At 34.9% G+C, this 17,008-nt stretch carries 15 protein-coding genes, 1 pseudogene and 1 other annotated feature; of the genes and pseudogenes, 13 read left to right on the top strand and 3 right to left on the bottom strand.

The window, feature by feature from the left end:
* Window positions 1–251, top strand: a 251-nt coding sequence (locus tag V7056_RS17060; RefSeq protein WP_499703606.1) for a hypothetical protein, incomplete at its 5' end; no start/stop codon positions are given.
* Window positions 252–309: 58 nt separating this feature from the next.
* Here the strand turns inward: V7056_RS17060 and V7056_RS17055 are convergent.
* Window positions 310–786 carry a nucleoside deaminase gene (locus V7056_RS17055; protein ID WP_499703605.1) on the bottom strand — a complete coding sequence of 159 codons (477 nt, stop codon included), beginning with the start codon at window positions 784–786 and terminating at the stop codon, window positions 310–312.
* Window positions 787–966: 180 nt separating this feature from the next.
* On the opposite strand from V7056_RS17055, the gene V7056_RS17050 reads away from it, so the two are divergent.
* Window positions 967–2,133, top strand: a complete 1,167-nt coding sequence (locus V7056_RS17050; protein ID WP_499703604.1) for an alpha-hydroxy-acid oxidizing protein — start codon at window positions 967–969, stop codon at window positions 2,131–2,133.
* A 57-nt stretch (window positions 2,134–2,190) separates the two neighbouring features.
* Here the strand turns inward: V7056_RS17050 and brnQ are convergent, their stop codons facing one another.
* Window positions 2,191–3,522 carry a branched-chain amino acid transport system II carrier protein gene (gene brnQ / locus V7056_RS17045; RefSeq protein WP_499703603.1) on the bottom strand — a complete coding sequence of 444 codons (1,332 nt, stop codon included), beginning with the start codon at window positions 3,520–3,522 and terminating at the stop codon, window positions 2,191–2,193.
* 212 nt (window positions 3,523–3,734) lie between these two features.
* On the opposite strand from brnQ, the gene V7056_RS17040 reads away from it, so the two are divergent.
* Both V7056_RS17040 and V7056_RS17035 read left to right on the top strand, forming a co-directional pair.
* Window positions 3,735–4,493: an ABC transporter ATP-binding protein gene (locus tag V7056_RS17040; protein WP_499703602.1), complete on the top strand. Its 759-nt coding sequence runs from the start codon at window positions 3,735–3,737 to the stop codon at window positions 4,491–4,493.
* The gene (locus V7056_RS17035) at window positions 4,490–6,016 is read left to right on the top strand and encodes an ABC transporter permease/substrate-binding protein (protein WP_499703601.1); all 1,527 of its coding nucleotides are present in this window, start codon (window positions 4,490–4,492) and stop codon (window positions 6,014–6,016) included. The genes V7056_RS17040 and V7056_RS17035 overlap by 4 nt, the downstream gene beginning before the upstream one ends.
* A 71-nt stretch (window positions 6,017–6,087) precedes the next feature.
* Here the strand turns inward: V7056_RS17035 and V7056_RS17030 are convergent, their stop codons facing one another.
* Window positions 6,088–6,279, bottom strand: coding sequence for a hypothetical protein (locus V7056_RS17030; RefSeq protein ID WP_087998181.1), 192 nt, complete (start codon window positions 6,277–6,279; stop codon window positions 6,088–6,090).
* 262 nt (window positions 6,280–6,541) lie between these two features.
* On the opposite strand from V7056_RS17030, the gene ilvE reads away from it, so the two are divergent.
* The 9 genes and pseudogenes from ilvE to leuD all read left to right on the top strand — a co-directional run bounded on the left by ilvE (window position 6,542) and on the right by leuD (window position 16,870).
* Window positions 6,542–7,432, top strand: coding sequence for a branched-chain-amino-acid transaminase (gene ilvE, locus V7056_RS17025; RefSeq protein ID WP_499703600.1), 891 nt, complete (start codon window positions 6,542–6,544; stop codon window positions 7,430–7,432).
* Window positions 7,433–7,438: 6 nt separating this feature from the next.
* Window positions 7,439–9,106, top strand: coding sequence for a dihydroxy-acid dehydratase (gene ilvD, locus V7056_RS17020; RefSeq protein WP_499703599.1), 1,668 nt, complete (start codon window positions 7,439–7,441; stop codon window positions 9,104–9,106).
* Window positions 9,106–9,339 (top strand) — a binding site (T-box leader). It overlaps the preceding gene by 1 nt.
* 78 nt (window positions 9,340–9,417) lie before the next feature.
* Entirely contained in the window at window positions 9,418–11,121 is a 1,704-nt protein-coding gene (gene ilvB, locus V7056_RS17015) for an acetolactate synthase large subunit (RefSeq protein WP_499703598.1), read from the top strand.
* Window positions 11,121–11,636 (top strand): acetolactate synthase small subunit, encoded by a 516-nt coding sequence (gene ilvN / locus V7056_RS17010; RefSeq protein ID WP_499703597.1) that lies wholly within the window; start codon window positions 11,121–11,123, stop codon window positions 11,634–11,636. Before ilvB ends, ilvN begins: the two co-directional genes overlap by 1 nt.
* A gap of 43 nt (window positions 11,637–11,679) precedes the next feature.
* On the top strand, window positions 11,680–12,690 hold the full coding sequence (gene ilvC, locus V7056_RS17005) for a ketol-acid reductoisomerase (protein WP_499703596.1): 1,011 nt from the start codon (window positions 11,680–11,682) through the stop codon (window positions 12,688–12,690).
* A 5-nt stretch (window positions 12,691–12,695) separates the two neighbouring features.
* Window positions 12,696–13,829, top strand: a pseudogene (locus tag V7056_RS17000) (2-isopropylmalate synthase); the annotation flags it as partial.
* Between the two features lie 29 nt (window positions 13,830–13,858).
* Window positions 13,859–14,926, top strand: a complete 1,068-nt coding sequence (leuB, locus tag V7056_RS16995; RefSeq protein ID WP_499703595.1) for a 3-isopropylmalate dehydrogenase — start codon at window positions 13,859–13,861, stop codon at window positions 14,924–14,926.
* Window positions 14,923–16,317, top strand: coding sequence for a 3-isopropylmalate dehydratase large subunit (gene leuC, locus V7056_RS16990; protein ID WP_499703594.1), 1,395 nt, complete (start codon window positions 14,923–14,925; stop codon window positions 16,315–16,317). Before leuB ends, leuC begins: the two co-directional genes overlap by 4 nt.
* Complete coding sequence (leuD, locus tag V7056_RS16985) at window positions 16,295–16,870, top strand: 3-isopropylmalate dehydratase small subunit (RefSeq protein WP_499703593.1); 576 nt, start codon at window positions 16,295–16,297, stop codon at window positions 16,868–16,870. The genes leuC and leuD overlap by 23 nt, the downstream gene beginning before the upstream one ends.
* The last annotated feature ends 138 nt before the right edge of the window (window positions 16,871–17,008 follow it).

Here is a 17,008-nt window from a genome sequence, read left to right as displayed (position 1 = left end):
ATATTCCAAAATCAATTCCATTACAAGTAAATCAGAATGTGGTATTAAAAATGAATTTACAGTTTGAGAAGACAATAAACGAAGAAGTTGAAGTTGAATCAACAATTGTAAGAATACATGAGGCGGAATCAAATGAAATGCAGTTAATTTCATTAATGTATAGTAAATTGACTAATCTAGATAGACAAAAAATTGTAAAATACACGATGGAACAACAACGATTACAAATACAATCATTGAAATACGATTAATAAACGAAAAGGTTGTCATAATGACAACCTTTTTTTTATGAGGATAAACTCATATAAATTAATAATTTGTACGATCTTCATCGTTAATCCATACGATAAATGGATTCTCCTTATCATTTACCGGAATGAAGATTTGTTCACTAGGAATTGAGCGGTCTTCATAAGGTAACGATAATTCATTATAAATATGGGCATCATCAAAACCGATTGCAGCTGCCTCTTTTTTTGTGAAAAAATAATAAATTTTAGAGATTCTAGACCAATATGCCGCACTAAGACACATCGGACAAGGTTCACAACTAGTGTATAAAACAGAATCCTTTAGCGTAAAGGTTCCGATATTTAAACAGGCATCTCTAATTGCCTGCACCTCAGCATGGGCAGTTGGATCATTGAGGGTTGTCACACTGTTTACGCCAGCTCCAATAATTTTACCATCTTTGACAATTATTGCTCCAAAAGGCCCACCATTTTTATTTAATAAATTTTCATAAGCAAGTCTTACACTAAGTTTTATCCAATCAGTGTGTTTCATACACAACACCACCGTTCATAGTCAAATGTTTAATCATTTTATGAACTAAAAAGTGTAAATATGACACCTCAATTCACGAGGAATGTCGAATTATTTCCACTCTAAAAAAGAGGGAATTTAGTAGATTGTTTAGAATTAAGTAAACGCTTACAAAAATTGCATTCTAAGGGTGTGTTTGTATTGAATAACTACGGAAATAATATTCAATTTCAAGTTTATAGTAGTGGTAGAAAGAGTGAACTGCCTGTTTCTTTTGAAGAAATGGAACAATTAGCAAATGAACAATTAGATGAATGCTCATTTTATTATATAGCTGGTGGGGCTGGTAAAGAACGGTCAATGAAGGAAAATAGATTAGCATTTGATCAATGGAAAATCGTACCAAGAATGTTGCGTAATGTATCTGAGCGTGATATCAGTGTAAAGTTTTTTGGAAAAACCTATCAATCACCAATTCTATTTGCACCAATTGGGGTTCAGACGATAGCACATCCAAACGGGGAGTTAGAGGCAGCAGAAGCAGCTGCTGCTTTAAAGATCCCTTATATCGCGAGTACTGCTGCAAGTTTTTCTTTAGAAAAAATTGCAGATGTATTGGATGATTCACCAAAATGGTTCCAATTGTATTGGAGCAATGATATGGACATAACTGCAAGTATGGTCAAACGAGCGGAAAAATGTGGTTATGAAGCAATTGTCGTAACATTAGATACGCCAATGATGGGTTGGAGAGAAAAAGATATTGAAAATGCGTACCTACCTTTTTTACTAGGACAAGGAATCGCAAATTACTTAGAAGATCCGGTTTTTTGTTCAAGGTTAAATGTATCTCCTAAAGATGATATCGAATCAGCCATTTTACTTTGGACGAGATTATTTGGAAATCCAGCACTAACATGGGAAGATTTAGCTTTCCTTCGAAAGCAAACGAACTTACCAATTTTACTTAAAGGTATTTTGCATGTAGAAGATGCTAAACTAGCATTTGAAAATGGAATGGATGGAATTATCGTTTCAAATCACGGAGGAAGACAAGTAGATGGAACGATAAGCTCTTTAGACGCTTTAGCAATGATTACTAAAGAGTTTAAAGGGGAAATGCCAATTTTATTTGATAGTGGAATAAGAAGAGGTGCAGATGTCTATAAAGCATTAGCGCTTGGAGCCGACGCAGTTTTAATTGGTCGTCCGTATATGTATGGATTAGCACTTGGAGGTAAAGATGGTGTCATGCAAGTTATGAAAAATATGATAGCCGACTTTGATCTGACTATGGCATTATCAGGACAAAAAAACATAAGTGAATTGAATGCGTCCTTACTAATTAAAGAATCAAATCTATCTTAATTTCAAGAAATAAAAGAAAAAGTCCTAATTAACTTTTTTAGTTAACTAGGACTTTTTTTAGGCTACGTTTTTAAAATTTGGTTTTGAAATATTTTTACTTTTCATGGAAGCACCAATCAGAAACCCGATTAAGCCAGGGATGATCCAACCAAATCCATTACTTTGCATAGGAATATAAGCTAATCTGTCAGAAAGAATTCCATTTAAAAATGTATGATTAATCATTTCTATGAAACTATATAAACCAACAAAACTGATTGTCATCACATAAACAGAGCGATGATTAAATGGAATTTTATCATGTACTAACCCGAGAACAATTAATGCAATAGCCATGGGATATAATAATCCAAGTACAGGAACTGAAACTTTCAAAATTTGAGTTAGCCCAAGATTCGCAACAAAGGCACTAATTGCACATAATAAAACTACCCAGTTAAGATAAGTTAATTTTGGAAGGATACTTGCAAAATATTGAGCGCATGAAGTAATGAGACCAATACAAACACTTAAGCATGCTAGAGTAAAAATAAGACCTAAAACAATTGTTCCACTATTACCAAATAACTGATGTAGTACTGTACTTAATACAATCGCACCGTTATCTACAGTACCAGAAATCTCAGTAGAAGCACCTAAATATGCAATGATTAAATATGTGAAAGTTAGTAGAATACCACAAATGATTCCAAATATCGCTAAATATTTAACTTGTAATTTTTGATTATTAATTTCTTTAGCTTTGAAAATGGTAACAAACACAATACCGTATATTAATGCAGCGATTGCATCCATAGTTTGATAACCATCTAGAAATCCTTGAGAAATTGGGTGATGTTTATAGACTGATGCGGCGTCATTAAAGCTTGGTAGATCAGTAAACAAAGCTTTAATAAATACAATAATGATTAATACAAGCAATGATGGTGTTAAAATTTTGCCAAATCTGTCTATTAATTTTGAAGGAGATTTCGCAAACCAATACACAATACTAAAAAATACAATGGTATAAATCATTAAACCGATTGGTGATGATTCGATTGAATTTGATAGAAATGGTTTAATACTCATTTCATAAGCTAAACTGCCTGCACGAGGAATAGCAAGTCCTGGCCCAATTGATAGATAAATAGCTAATGGAAAAAGTAAGGCAAAAATCGGATTGACTCTGTTCACTAATGTATCGAATGAACCCGATTTCGCGATTGCAATAAAAGCTAATACTGCAAGACCTGCATCTGAAATAATGAAGCCCGCAACTGCTTGCCAGACATTCTCACCAGCTGTTTGTCCTAAATATGCAGGAAAGATTAGGTTTCCTGCCCCAAATAACATTGAAAATAGCATAAAACCCATGAATAAAATTTCTTTTTTTGTTAAAGAATTCAAACAATTCACCTCAATCTATAGTTGCAAATAAAAAAGTAGATTTCATTCTATCAAATATAATTTCCAATTACTATACTAAAATAAAAAATTCAATTAATATTCATGAAATTATAAAATTTAGGTTACGATGTCCAATTTTTATGGATAAGTAGCATAAGTAAACTTGTCCATAAACTATATATTTAGTAAGTATATAGTTTGGGAGGACAACAATGATTGAATTTCAAGAGATATCGTTTAAACATTCGAATGGCAAATATGCAGTTTCAGACTTATCATTTACGATTGAAAAGGGAGAATGCGTCGTATTAATTGGACCAAGTGGATGCGGTAAAACGACGACAGTTAAGTTATTAAACAGATTACTGATTCCAACTGAAGGGGTGATTTTGTTTAATAATGAAAATATAATTGAGTCAGATGTTTATGAATTAAGAAGAGATTTCGGCTATGTCATGCAGCAAATCGCATTATTCCCACATTATACAGTTGAGGAAAATATATCGATTGTTCCTAAGTTGAAAAAGTGGGATAAAAGGAAGATCAAAGAGCGGGTCGACGAATTATTGGAATTAGTTAATTTAGCTCCGGAGGAATTTAAGCAAAGGTTTGTTGCAGACTTATCAGGAGGTCAGCAACAAAGAGTAGGGGTTGCAAGAGCGTTGGCTGCAGATCCAAGTGTGTTATTAATGGATGAACCTTTTAGTGCTTTAGACCCGGTGACACGTGAACAATTACAAAAGGATTTAAAGTTATTAAAAGAGAAAATTAAGAAAACAATTCTATTCGTTACGCATGATTTGGATGAGGCATTTTATATTGGAGATCGAATTGGTATCATGCATAATGGTGAACTTGTTCAAATTGGGACAAAGGAAGAATTGATCAATCAACCTAAAAATCAATTTGTTGAACAATTTATCCGCCGTTATAAGGAAAAGAATGTAGTAGAAGGGGGAGTCTCATTATGATTCTCACTTCAGTTTTAGATACATTCGGAAATCGGAAAGAGCAATTAGCTACAGCTTTGATTGAACATATTCAACTATCACTTATGTCATTAGTGATTGCGATTGTAATTGCTGTCCCAATTGGTATTTATTTATCAAGAAAACAAGTCTTATCAGAATACGTAATAGGTAGTACAGCGATTATCCAAACAATTCCTTCTTTAGCTTTATTAGGTATATTAATTCCATTAGTTGGGATTGGAAAAGTTCCGGCAGTTATTGCATTAAGTGTATACGCTCTTTTACCGATTTTGCGAAATACATATACAGGGATCAAGGAGATCGATCCAATCTTATTGGAAGCGGCTACTGGGCTAGGAATGAAGAATTCTCAAAGACTAGTAAAAGTGGAATTACCTTTAGCATTACCTGTTATTATGGCAGGCGTACGTACTTCAATGGTCTTAATCGTTGGAACTGCAACGATTGCTGCACTTATTGGAGCTGGTGGATTAGGCAGTTTGATTTTACTCGGTATTGACCGAAATGATATGAATTTAATCATAATTGGAGCGATTCCTGCTGCCATTTTAGCAATATTTTTTGATTTCTTGTTAAGAATGCTAGAAAAATCAAGTTTTAAAAGTTTTTCATTACGAATGGTTACGACTGGTTTTATCATTTTAGCATTATGTATCTCGCCAATAACAATTCAAGCTTGGAATAAAACTGATATTGTGATTGCTGGTAAATTAGGAGCAGAACCGGAGATCATCATGAACATGTATAAGTTAATGATTGAAAATGAAACAAACTTAAAAGTGGAAGTTAAACCTAATTTTGGAAAAACTACATTTGTTTTTAATGCGCTGAAAAATGGTGATATAGACATATATCCTGAATACACAGGTACAGTTGTATCGACATTTTTGAAAGAAAAGGCTGTTAGTAATAATGCTAGTGAGGTTTATGAGCAATCTAAAAATGGTTTAGCTAAAAAATATACTATGAGTTATTTAGCACCGATGAAATTTAACGATACTTATGCTTTAGCAATGCCAGAAAAAATAGCTGAACAGTTTGGAATCGAAACAATATCTGATGCAGTTAAATATGTCAATCAATTAAAAGCAGGCTTTACATTAGAATTTTCAGATCGTGAAGATGGTTATCTGGGTTTAAAAAAGTTGTATGGTTTAAATTTGCCAAATTTAAAGACAATGGAACCTAAATTACGCTATCAAGCAATTCAGTCAGGTGATATTTCAATAATTGATGCTTATTCAACAGATAGTGAGTTAGATAGTTACGATATGAAAGTATTAACAGATGACAAAGAATTATTTCCACCGTATCAATGTGCACCTCTACTAAGAAGTGAAACCATCGAAAAATATCCAATGGTTGAAAAAGTACTGAATAAATTACAAAATAAAATTAGTGATGATGAGATGAGAAACATGAATTATCAAGTAAATGTAGATGGAAAAACTGCAGAAAGTGTTGCGAAAGAGTTTTTAAAGAGTGAAGGATTATTACAATAATTGATTTGAAAAAAGGGATGTTCAAAAATGAACATCCCTTTTTATTATGATGATATAGGAAAAACTACTTATTAATCGTTATAAGCTCCAGTTAACATTTCACTTACAAAGGAATCAATCTCCCATTCTTTAGATGATGTTTCAACAAAAAAGTCGTTTGTAGGTGATTTTTGATTTTTCATTTGAAAATCAAAATGATTACTCATTACCTTTAATACTTCATTGATTTCATTGATCGTTCCATTAATGTGTAAAGTAGCCATTTTTTATCCCTCCGTTAATTAACTGAAAATTCTGTATAAAGTAAACTTATAATAAATTATTTCTCTCATAGTTTCAAGGGTAGTTTTTTGTCGAAAAGTTATTTTAAAAAAATGTAAAGGTTTTCATTGTTGATATATCAATATTTGTACCACATGTGAATAATTTGTGAATTTTAAATTTTCTAAAAATTTGTTGATTAATTTATTGGATTGGCATAAAGTAAGTACTAATAATTTTAACTCTACTTTAGGAGGATTTAACGTGACAGCCCAACAGATTTATTTAAACGGTGAGTTTGTAGAAAAACATGAAGCAAAAGTATCTGTATATGATCACGGGTATCTATATGGAGATGGAGTATTTGAAGGAATACGAGTTTATGAAGGAAATGTATTTCGTTTAAAAGAGCATTTAGTTCGATTATACGAATCTGCAAAATCTATTTTGCTTACAATCCCGTATTCAATTGAAGAGTTAACTGAAATTATCGTTGAAACAGTTAATCGTAATCATTTACATAGTGGATATATTCGACTCGTCGTTTCAAGAGGAGAGGGCAACCTCGGTTTAGATCCTGACTCTTGTCCAAAACCAAATATAGTCGTAATCGCAGAACAATTAGCATTGTTCCCTGATGAACTATATAAAAATGGGATTGATATTGTAACAGTTCCTACTAGAAGAAATAGAAGTGATGTATTAAATCCTCAAATTAAATCATTAAACTACTTAAATAATATATTAGTAAAAATTGAAGCAAAACTAGCAGGGGTGCAAGAAGCACTTATGTTAAATGATCAAGGTTATGTAGCTGAAGGTTCTGGAGATAATGTTTTTATTATCAAAGGAAATAAGCTAGTGACACCTCCAAGCTCAGCAGGGGCATTAGAAGGAATTACTAGAAATGCCATTATGGAATTAGGTGAAACATTAGGTTTTATCGTTGAAGAAAAGTTATTTACTAGACATGATGTTTATGTAGCCGATGAAGTCTTTTTAACAGGTACAGCGGCTGAAGTCATTGCTGTTTCTAAAGTTGATGGTCGTGTAATCGGAACTGGTAAACCCGGAGAACATACAAATCGTTTATTAAAAGCATTTCGTCAATTAGTAGTAGAAGATGGAGAAAAAATTTACGTAAAACAAGGGTGATACAATTTGCGAAGTGACATGATAAAAAAAGGTATTGATCGAGCACCACATAGAAGCTTACTGTTAGCTGCTGGTGTAAAGGAAGAAGATTTTCATAAACCATTTATAGCAATCTGTAATTCATATATTGATATTGTACCAGGTCATATTCATTTAAGAGAAATGGCAGATGTAGTAAAAAAAGCCATTAGGGACGCTGGTGGCGTACCGTTTGAGTTTAATACAATCGGTGTTGATGATGGTATCGCGATGGGACACATCGGAATGAGATATTCTCTTCCAAGTCGTGAAATTATAGCAGATGCTGCTGAAACAGTCGTAAATGCACATTGGTTCGACGGCGTTTTCTATATGCCAAACTGCGATAAAATTACACCAGGAATGCTAATGGCAGCTGTTCGTACGAATGTACCAGCAGTTTTCGTATCGGGTGGGCCAATGGCTGGTGGCTTATCAAAAGATGGTAAAGCACTATCACTTGCTTCAGTATTTGAAGGCGTCGGTGCATTTAAATCAGGAAAAATGAGTGTAGAAGAATTATTGGATATTGAAAAATCTGCATGTCCTACATGTGGTTCATGTTCTGGAATGTTCACTGCAAATTCAATGAATTGCATTATGGAAATGCTTGGTGTAGCGCTCCCATACAATGGAACGATTCTAGCAACTAGTGAAGAACGACATGATTTAATTCGAGAAGCAGCAGTTCATTTAATGGATTGTATAAAAAATGATATAAAACCAAGAGATATTATCACAAAAGAAGCGATTGATGATGCTTTTGCTTTAGATATGGCAATGGGTGGCTCAACGAACACAGTGCTTCATTTAATGGCAATTGCAAACGAAGCTGGTATTGAGTATGACATGAAAGATATTAATGAAGTTGCTAGGAGAGTACCGTATTTATCAAAAATAAGTCCAGCATCGCATTACTCAATGCATGATGTTCACTTAGCTGGCGGTGTACCAGCAATTATCAAAGAGTTAACAACAATACCTGGTGCAATTCATAGTGAAAGAATTACAATCACAGGTAAATCATTACATGAAAATGTAGAAGATGCTTTCATTTTAAATAGTGAAGTCATCCGAAAAAAGGAAAATCCATATAGTCAAACTGGTGGATTATCTATCTTACATGGAAATTTAGCACCAGATGGATCAGTTATAAAAGTTGGCGGTGTCGATCCTTCAATTCAAGTTTTTATTGGAGAAGCGATTTGTTTCGATTCTCATGATGAAGCGGTTGATGCAATTGATCAAGGTCTAGTAAAAGAAGGTCATGTTGTCGTTATACGATATGAGGGACCAAAAGGTGGTCCAGGAATGCCAGAAATGCTTGCTCCGACTTCATCAATTGTAGGAAGAGGGCTTGGCACAAGTGTAGCATTAATAACTGACGGAAGATTTTCAGGCGCAACAAGAGGAATTGCTATTGGTCATATTTCACCGGAAGCAGCAGAAGGTGGTCCGATTGCTTATGTTAAAGACGGCGATGAAATCATCATCGATTTATTATCAAGAAGTATTACTTTATCAGTTCCGAGTGAAGAATTGGATGAAAGAACGAATTCATTCATACTCCCAGAACCAAAAGTTAAAACGGGATATTTAGCAAGATATGCAAAGCTTGTTACATCTGCTAATACAGGTGGAATTTTAAAAATATAATGAAAGCAATGAAAGAGAAAAGTAGTTATGTCAAGGATCTTCAGAGAGTCGGTGGCTGGTGAGAACCGATGACCTTGTCTAATGAAACTCACTCTTGAGTGCCAGACTGAAATTTTTATGTAAGTCTGGACGTTGGCAACGTTATCGCCAGATTTTGGTTTTCCAAAATCCCAAAGTTAGGTTTTTTTACCTAAGAAGAAGGGTGGTACCGCGAAAAGTCTTTCGCCCCTTCAGCATCTGCTGAAGTGTGGAGTCATGGCTTTTTTTTTATTGGAAAAAACAAGGGAAAAATTAGGAGGGGAAAAAAGAAAATGAGTCATCATTCGATGAAAACTCTACCGAAACAAATTTCCGGTGCAAATTTATTAATTCAAGCTTTGAAAGAAGAAAATGTGGAGCTAATTTTTGGCTATCCAGGAGGTGCGGTTTTACCTTTATACGATGCACTTTATGATGCTGACATTGTGCATATTTTAGCAAGACATGAACAAGGTGCAATCCATGCAGCTGAAGGATTTGCAAGAGTTAGTGGTCGTGTTGGAGTGGTGATTGCAACTAGTGGTCCTGGAGCAACGAATGTCGTAACAGGATTAGCAGATGCGATGATGGATTCACTACCACTTGTCGTATTTACTGGTCAAGTAGCAACTAGTGTAATCGGTACTGATGCATTTCAAGAAGCAGATGTCATCGGTATTACAATGCCAGTTACAAAACATAATTATCAAGTTAGAAATGTTGAAGATATTCCTCAAATCGTAAAAGAGGCATTTCATATTGCTTCAACGGGAAGAACTGGGCCAGTAGTTGTTGACTTACCAAAAAATATGATGGTCGAGTTAGGCTCAATGAAAGATAAAGTTGAAGTCAATTTACCAGGATATCAGCCAACATATGAGCCGAATTTTATTCAAATTACCAAATTACTACAAGCAATTGAAATGGCAGAAAAACCAGTCGTTTTAGCAGGTGCAGGTATTTTACATGCTGATGCTTCGAAAGAATTTACTGAATTCATAAAAAAATACAATCTACCAGTCGTTCATACATTACTAGGACTTGGCGGATACCCAGCGAATGAAGATTTATTTTTAGGGATGGGTGGAATGCACGGAACATATACAGCAAATATGGCAATGTATGAAAGTGACTTACTCATCAATATTGGAGCTAGATTTGATGACCGATTAACTGGGAATTTAGATCATTTTGCAAAAAATGCAGTAGTTGCCCATATTGATATAGATCCTGCTGAAATCAATAAAGTAATCCATACAAACATCCCTATTGTAGGTTGTGCGAAAGAGGTCTTGAAGGTTTTATTGAAACAAAAAGGTGGCAAAGAAAATCATAGTGATTGGTTGAACTTATTAAAAAATAGAAAAGAAGCATTTCCTTATCATTTTGAAGAAAGTGATGAATTGATCAAACCACAAACTGTCTTATCACACTTACACAAAATGACAAACGGAAAAGCCATCATCTCAACGGATGTAGGTCAACATCAAATGTGGGCAGCCCAATATTACCCATTAGAAAAACCTCATAAATGGATTACATCAGGTGGTCTTGGAACGATGGGATTTGGATTACCAGCAGCGATTGGTGCACAATTCGCCCACCCAGAAGAGTTGGTAGTTGCCATTGTTGGTGATGCTGGATTTCAAATGACATTGCAAGAGCTAAGTATTATGAAAGAACACAATTTACCAGTGAAAGTCCTAATACTAAATAATGCTGCACTAGGTATGGTTAGACAGTGGCAATCAGCTTTTTATAATGAACGCTTCTCTAGTTCTCTAATTGACTGTCAACCTAATTTTGCAAAACTTGCCGAGGCATATGGAATTAAAGGAATCACAATTACGAAGCCTGATTTATTGGAATCACAATTAAAAGAAGCGATCGAATACGATGGTCCAGTTTTAATTGATTGTCGAATCCATCAAGGAGAAATTGTTACACCGATGGTTCCACCAGGTAAAGGAATTCATGAGATGGAAGGGGTGAAATAATGAAACGTGTGATTACTTCAACAGTTCTAAACAACAGTGGTGTTTTAAATCGTATTACAGGTGTGATCTCAAGAAGAAGATTTAATATTGAAAGCATTTCTGTAGGACATACAGAGCAAGATCATATTTCAAGAATTACATTTGTTGTCCATGTTGAAGATTTACAGCAAGTCGAACAGTTAATTAAGCAGCTTCATAAGCAAATTGATGTGATAAAAGTAGCTGATATAACTGAAGATTCAGTGATTGCTAGAGAATTAGCATTAATTAAAGTTAGTACAAATGCTAATACAAGAAACGAGATATACAGCTTAATTGAACCGTTTCGGGCCTCAGTTATTGATGTGAGTAGAGATCAAATTGTTGTTCAAGTTACAGGGAATTCAGAAAAAGTTGAAGCATTAATTGAGCTATTAAGACCGTTTGAGGTGAAAGAAATCGCCCGAACTGGTGTTACTGCATTTACTAGATCTTCTAAACATAAGGAGCATGCTCAAAAGCTACTCTCTTATTAAAATAAAAACAAAAAACTAAAAAATAATTTGGAGGTAATGGAAAATGGCTAAAGTTTATTATGGTGAGGATGTAAAACAAAACGTATTAGTAGGGAAAACAGTTGCAGTAATTGGATATGGATCACAAGGTCATGCTCATGCATTAAATCTACATGAAAATGGACATAAAGTAGTGGTTGGTTGTCGACCTGGAAAGTCTTGGGACGCTGCAGTAAATGATGGTTTATATGTTACAACAGTTTCAGAGGCTGCAAAAGTAGCTGATGTCGTAATGATCCTATTACCAGATGAGCATCAACCAGCAGTCTATGAAAATGAAATTGCACCATATCTACAAAGTGGTAATGCATTAGCGTTTGCACACGGGTTCAACGTACATTTTGATCAAATTGTCCCACCAGCAGATGTAGATGTATTCCTAGTGGCTCCTAAAGGTCCTGGACATTTAGTGCGACGCACTTTTGTAGACGGTGCAGCTGTACCAGCATTATTTGCAATTTATCAAGATGTAACTGGAGTAGCAAAAGAAGTTGCACTTTCTTATGCTGATGGCATTGGATCAACTAGAGCTGGTGTGCTAGAAACGACATTTAAAGAAGAAACAGAGACAGATCTTTTCGGTGAACAAGCAGTTCTATGTGGTGGTGTAACGTCGCTTGTAAAATCCGGATTTGAAACATTAGTTGAAGCAGGATATCAGCCAGAGGTTGCATATTTCGAGTGTTTACATGAGTTGAAACTAATTGTTGACTTAATGTACGAAGGCGGAATGAGCTATATGCGTTACTCTATCTCGGATACAGCACAGTGGGGTGACTTTGTTTCTGGACCAAGAGTTGTAGCGGATGAATCAAAAGCAGCAATGAAAGACATTCTTGCTGAAATCCAAGATGGAACATTTGCAAAAGGATGGATTAATGAAAATAAAAATGGTCGACCTGTATTTAATAAAGTTAATGAAAGCGAAAAACATCATCAATTAGAAGAAGTTGGCGAAAAATTACGTGCAATGATGCCATTTATCCAAAGAAAAGAAAAAGTCGAGGTGAAATAACTATTATGAGTAAAATTCAGTTTCTTGATACAACATTACGTGATGGCGAACAATCTCCTGGGGTTAATTTAAATCGATTTGAAAAGCTCGAAATTGCTAGACAGCTCGAGGCTTTAGGTGTTGATATCATTGAGGCTGGTTTTGCTGCTTCATCGGAAGGTGATTTTTTAGGAGTACAAGAGATTGCGAGACAGATTCGATCTGTCTCCATCTCAAGCCTTTCTCGAGCTAAGGATTCAGATATTCGAACAGCATGGGATGCCCTAAAAAAGGCTGCAGAACCAAGACTTCATATTTTTTTAGCGACAAGTGATATTCATATGAAACATAAATTGAATTTAACGAGAAGCGAAGTTTTGGAGACTGCTAAACATTGTGTCCAACTTGCAAAATCTTTCTTTCCAAAAGTCCAAATTTCCGCAGAGGACGCCTGTCGAAGTGATCGCGCTTTCCTTGCTGAATTTGTAGAAACTGCAATCAATGCAGGAGCAGATGTGATCAATATTCCAGATACAGTAGGATATATCAATCCATCTGAATACTATGATTTATTTAAATATTTACAAGAAAACGTTCCTTCATACGACAAAGCAATCTTCTCATGTCATTGTCATGACGATCTTGGTATGGCAGTTGCAAACTCTCTAGCAGCAATTCAGGCAGGTGTTGAACAAGTAGAATGTACTGTAAACGGAATTGGAGAAAGAGCAGGAAATGCTGCATTAGAAGAAATTGCAGTTGCGCTACATATTCGAGAAGATGTATATCGAAAAAATACCAATTTACGATTACATGAAATTACGAAAACAAGTGAACTTGTTAGTCGTCTAACTGGTATGGTTGTCCAAAAAAATAAAGCAATTGTTGGTTCTAATGCATTTGCACATGAATCAGGCATTCATCAAGATGGTGTATTAAAAGAACCTACAACCTATGAAATTATCCCACCAGCTTTAATCGGACTTTCAACAAATTCATTAGTATTAGGAAAACATTCGGGTCGTCATGCATTTACTGATCGATTAAATGAACTAGGATACGAATTTTCCACTGAGATTATTAACGAAGCGTTCATTCAATTTAAAGCATTAACGGATAAAAAGAAAGACATTACCGAAGAAGATTTAATGAGAATTATTAGTAAATGGAGCAATAAGGAGGTTTTAAAATGAATGTAAACATTGCGTGTCTTGAAGGAGATGGAATAGGACCAGAAATTATGGCTTCAGCAATTGAGGTGTTAAATAAAATTGCAGAAACGTTTCATCATCAATTTACATTTACTCATAATTTATTTGGTGGTCATGCAATTGATGAAACAGGAACTGCCTTACCGAATGATACATTACAAAATTGTTTAGCAGCAGACGCTGTCCTTCTTGCAGCTGTCGGAGGTCCTAAATGGGATCATGGATTCGAACGCCCTGAAAGTGGATTACTTCGTTTAAGAAAAGAACTAAACTTATTTGCAAACATTCGTCCAGTAGATGTGTACGACGAGTTGATTGATTACTCTCCATTAAAATCGGATCGAGTAAAGGATGTAAGCTTTGTAGTCGTACGTGAGTTAACAGGTGGCATTTATTTTTCTGAACCACGTTTCCATTCTGAAAATGAGGCGACGGATACATTATCTTACTCAAGAGAAGAAATAGAACGAATCGTGGAATATGCTTTTAGTTTAGCGAAAACTAGAAAAGGAAAATTAACTTCTGTAGATAAGGCAAATGTTTTAGAATCTAGTAAACTTTGGCGGAAAATTGTGAATGAAATGAGTAAAAAACATCCAGAAGTAGAAGTTGAACACGTTTTAGTAGATGCCGCAGCAATGGAAATCATTCGTAATCCAAGACGTTTCGATGTAATTGTTACTGAAAATTTATTTGGTGATATTTTGAGTGATGAAGCTTCGATGATAACTGGCTCTTTAGGGATGTTACCATCAGCAAGTCGTTCAGGAAACGGTCCTTCATTGTATGAGCCAATCCACGGATCAGCTCCTGATATTGCTGGATTAAATAAGGCGAATCCGATTGCAATGTTAAAATCTGTATCGATGATGTTACGTGATTTTAACTTAGTGGAAGAATCAAATTCTATTGAATCTGCAATCGTAAAAACTTTTAATAACGGCTATTTGACTAGTGATTTAGGCGGAGATACAACTACAACTGAATTTACGAAGCATGTTATTTCACACATTGAAGCATTTGCCGTAGGAGGAGTTAACCGATGAAAAAGACGTTATTTGATAAGCTATGGGAACAGCATATCGTTACTGGAGATGAAGGGAAACCACAACTCCTTTATATCGATTTACATTTAGTACATGAAGTAACTTCTCCCCAAGCATTCGAAGGGTTAAGATTATCAAACCGTAAAGTCAGAAGACCTGATTTAACATTTGCAACGATGGATCATAATGTCCCAACAGAAAATCAATTGGTCATTACTGATTTGATCGCAAAGCAGCAAATGGATACATTGCGTAATAATTGCCAAGAATTTAATATTCCTCTAGCGGATATAACTGATGAAGAACAAGGTATTGTCCACGTAATTGGCCCTGAGCTTGGATTAACTCAACCAGGTAAAACAATTGTTTGTGGAGATAGCCATACATCAACACATGGTGCATTTGGTGCACTAGCTTTTGGTATTGGTACAAGTGAAGTAGAACATGTTTTAGCTACACAAACTTTATGGCAGGTAAAACCTAAATCGATGGGTGTTTGTTTAGAAGGAAATCTACCAAAAGGTGTTTATGCGAAGGATATCATCTTACACTTATTAGCTACTTATGGTGTTTCAATGGGAACAGGACATGTAATTGAATTTTATGGAGAAGCAATTTCCAATATGTCAATGGAAGAGCGAATGACAATATGTAATATGGCAATTGAAGGCGGAGCGAAGGCAGGACTTGTCGCACCAGATCAAAAGACATTTGAGTATTTGAAAGATAGAAGGTATACAGTTGAGTCATATAATGAAAGATTAGTTGAATGGAAAAAACTATTTACTGACAAAGGCGCAAATTACGATAAAGAGATTTTTGTTGATGTATCCTCTCTTGCACCTTACGTAACATGGGGAACAAATCCTGGTATGGGTGTAAGAATTGATGAAGCTCTTCCTTCAATTAAGGATGAAAATGATGAAAGAGCATATGAATATATGGGCTTACAGCCTAAAATTACACCAAAAGAGATTCCAGTGCAACATGTCTTTATTGGTTCTTGTACAAATTCTAGATTATCAGATTTAGAAGAAGCGGCTGCTTATATTAAAGGTAAAAAGGTAAATTCAAACGTCCGTGCTTTAGTCGTACCTGGATCTAAACAAGTACGAAACGCTGCAATGGAGCAAGGTTTGCATACAATCTTTATTGAAGCAGGATTTGAGTGGAGGGAAGCTGGTTGTTCAATGTGTTTAGCAATGAATCCGGATCAAGTACCTGCAGGAGAGCACTGTGCTTCAACTTCGAATCGTAATTTTGAAGGAAGACAAGGAAAAGGTGCAAGAACACATTTAGTTAGTCCAGTAATGGCTGCAGCAGCGGCAGTACATGGTCATTTTATCGACATTCGAAAGGAGCAAACAAATGAAACCGTTACGTACGCATAAAGGAACCACTGTATCAATCATGTTAGATAATATCGATACTGACCAAATAATCCCAAAACAATACTTAAAACGAATTGAGCGAACTGGATTTGGAGAATTCTTGTTTGACGAATGGCGATATCATGACGATCGTACCCCTAACAAATCATTTGTATTAAATAATGAAGAAAGAAAGACAGCTACGATATTAATTAGTGGACATAACTTCGGCTGTGGATCCTCAAGGGAACACGCACCTTGGGCTTTACATGATTACGGATTTACCATCGTTATTGCCGGAAGTTTTGCAGATATTTTTTATAATAATTGCATTAAAAATGGCATGCTTCCAATTGTATTAGATGATTCAACTCGCCAAAAACTTGTCACACTAAAAGGTGACCAAGAAATTGAAATTGACCTAGAACATCAGCTAGTAAAAACGCCATTCGGTAACTATGAATTCACAATTGATTCCGTTTGGAAAGATAAATTACTGAATGGATTAGATGATATTGCCATTACAATGCAATATGAAGATAAAATTGAACAATATGAATCAGTAAGAGGATAAAGTAAAGGCAAAACATTTTCTTAGGAAAGTGTTTTGTCTTTTTTATATTGTTATATATAAGTAACAAGAGGGAGAAATTAAGAAAATTTTTTTTATGTAAAATCGTATGATAAGCAATTTTATATATATCGCTTTAAT

The sequence above is a fragment of the Bacillus sp. JJ664 genome (assembly GCF_036962205.1).
In the GTDB taxonomy this organism is placed as follows: domain Bacteria; phylum Bacillota; class Bacilli; order Bacillales; family Bacillaceae_G; genus Gottfriedia.
This window is presented reverse-complemented; position numbering and strand designations above follow the sequence as displayed.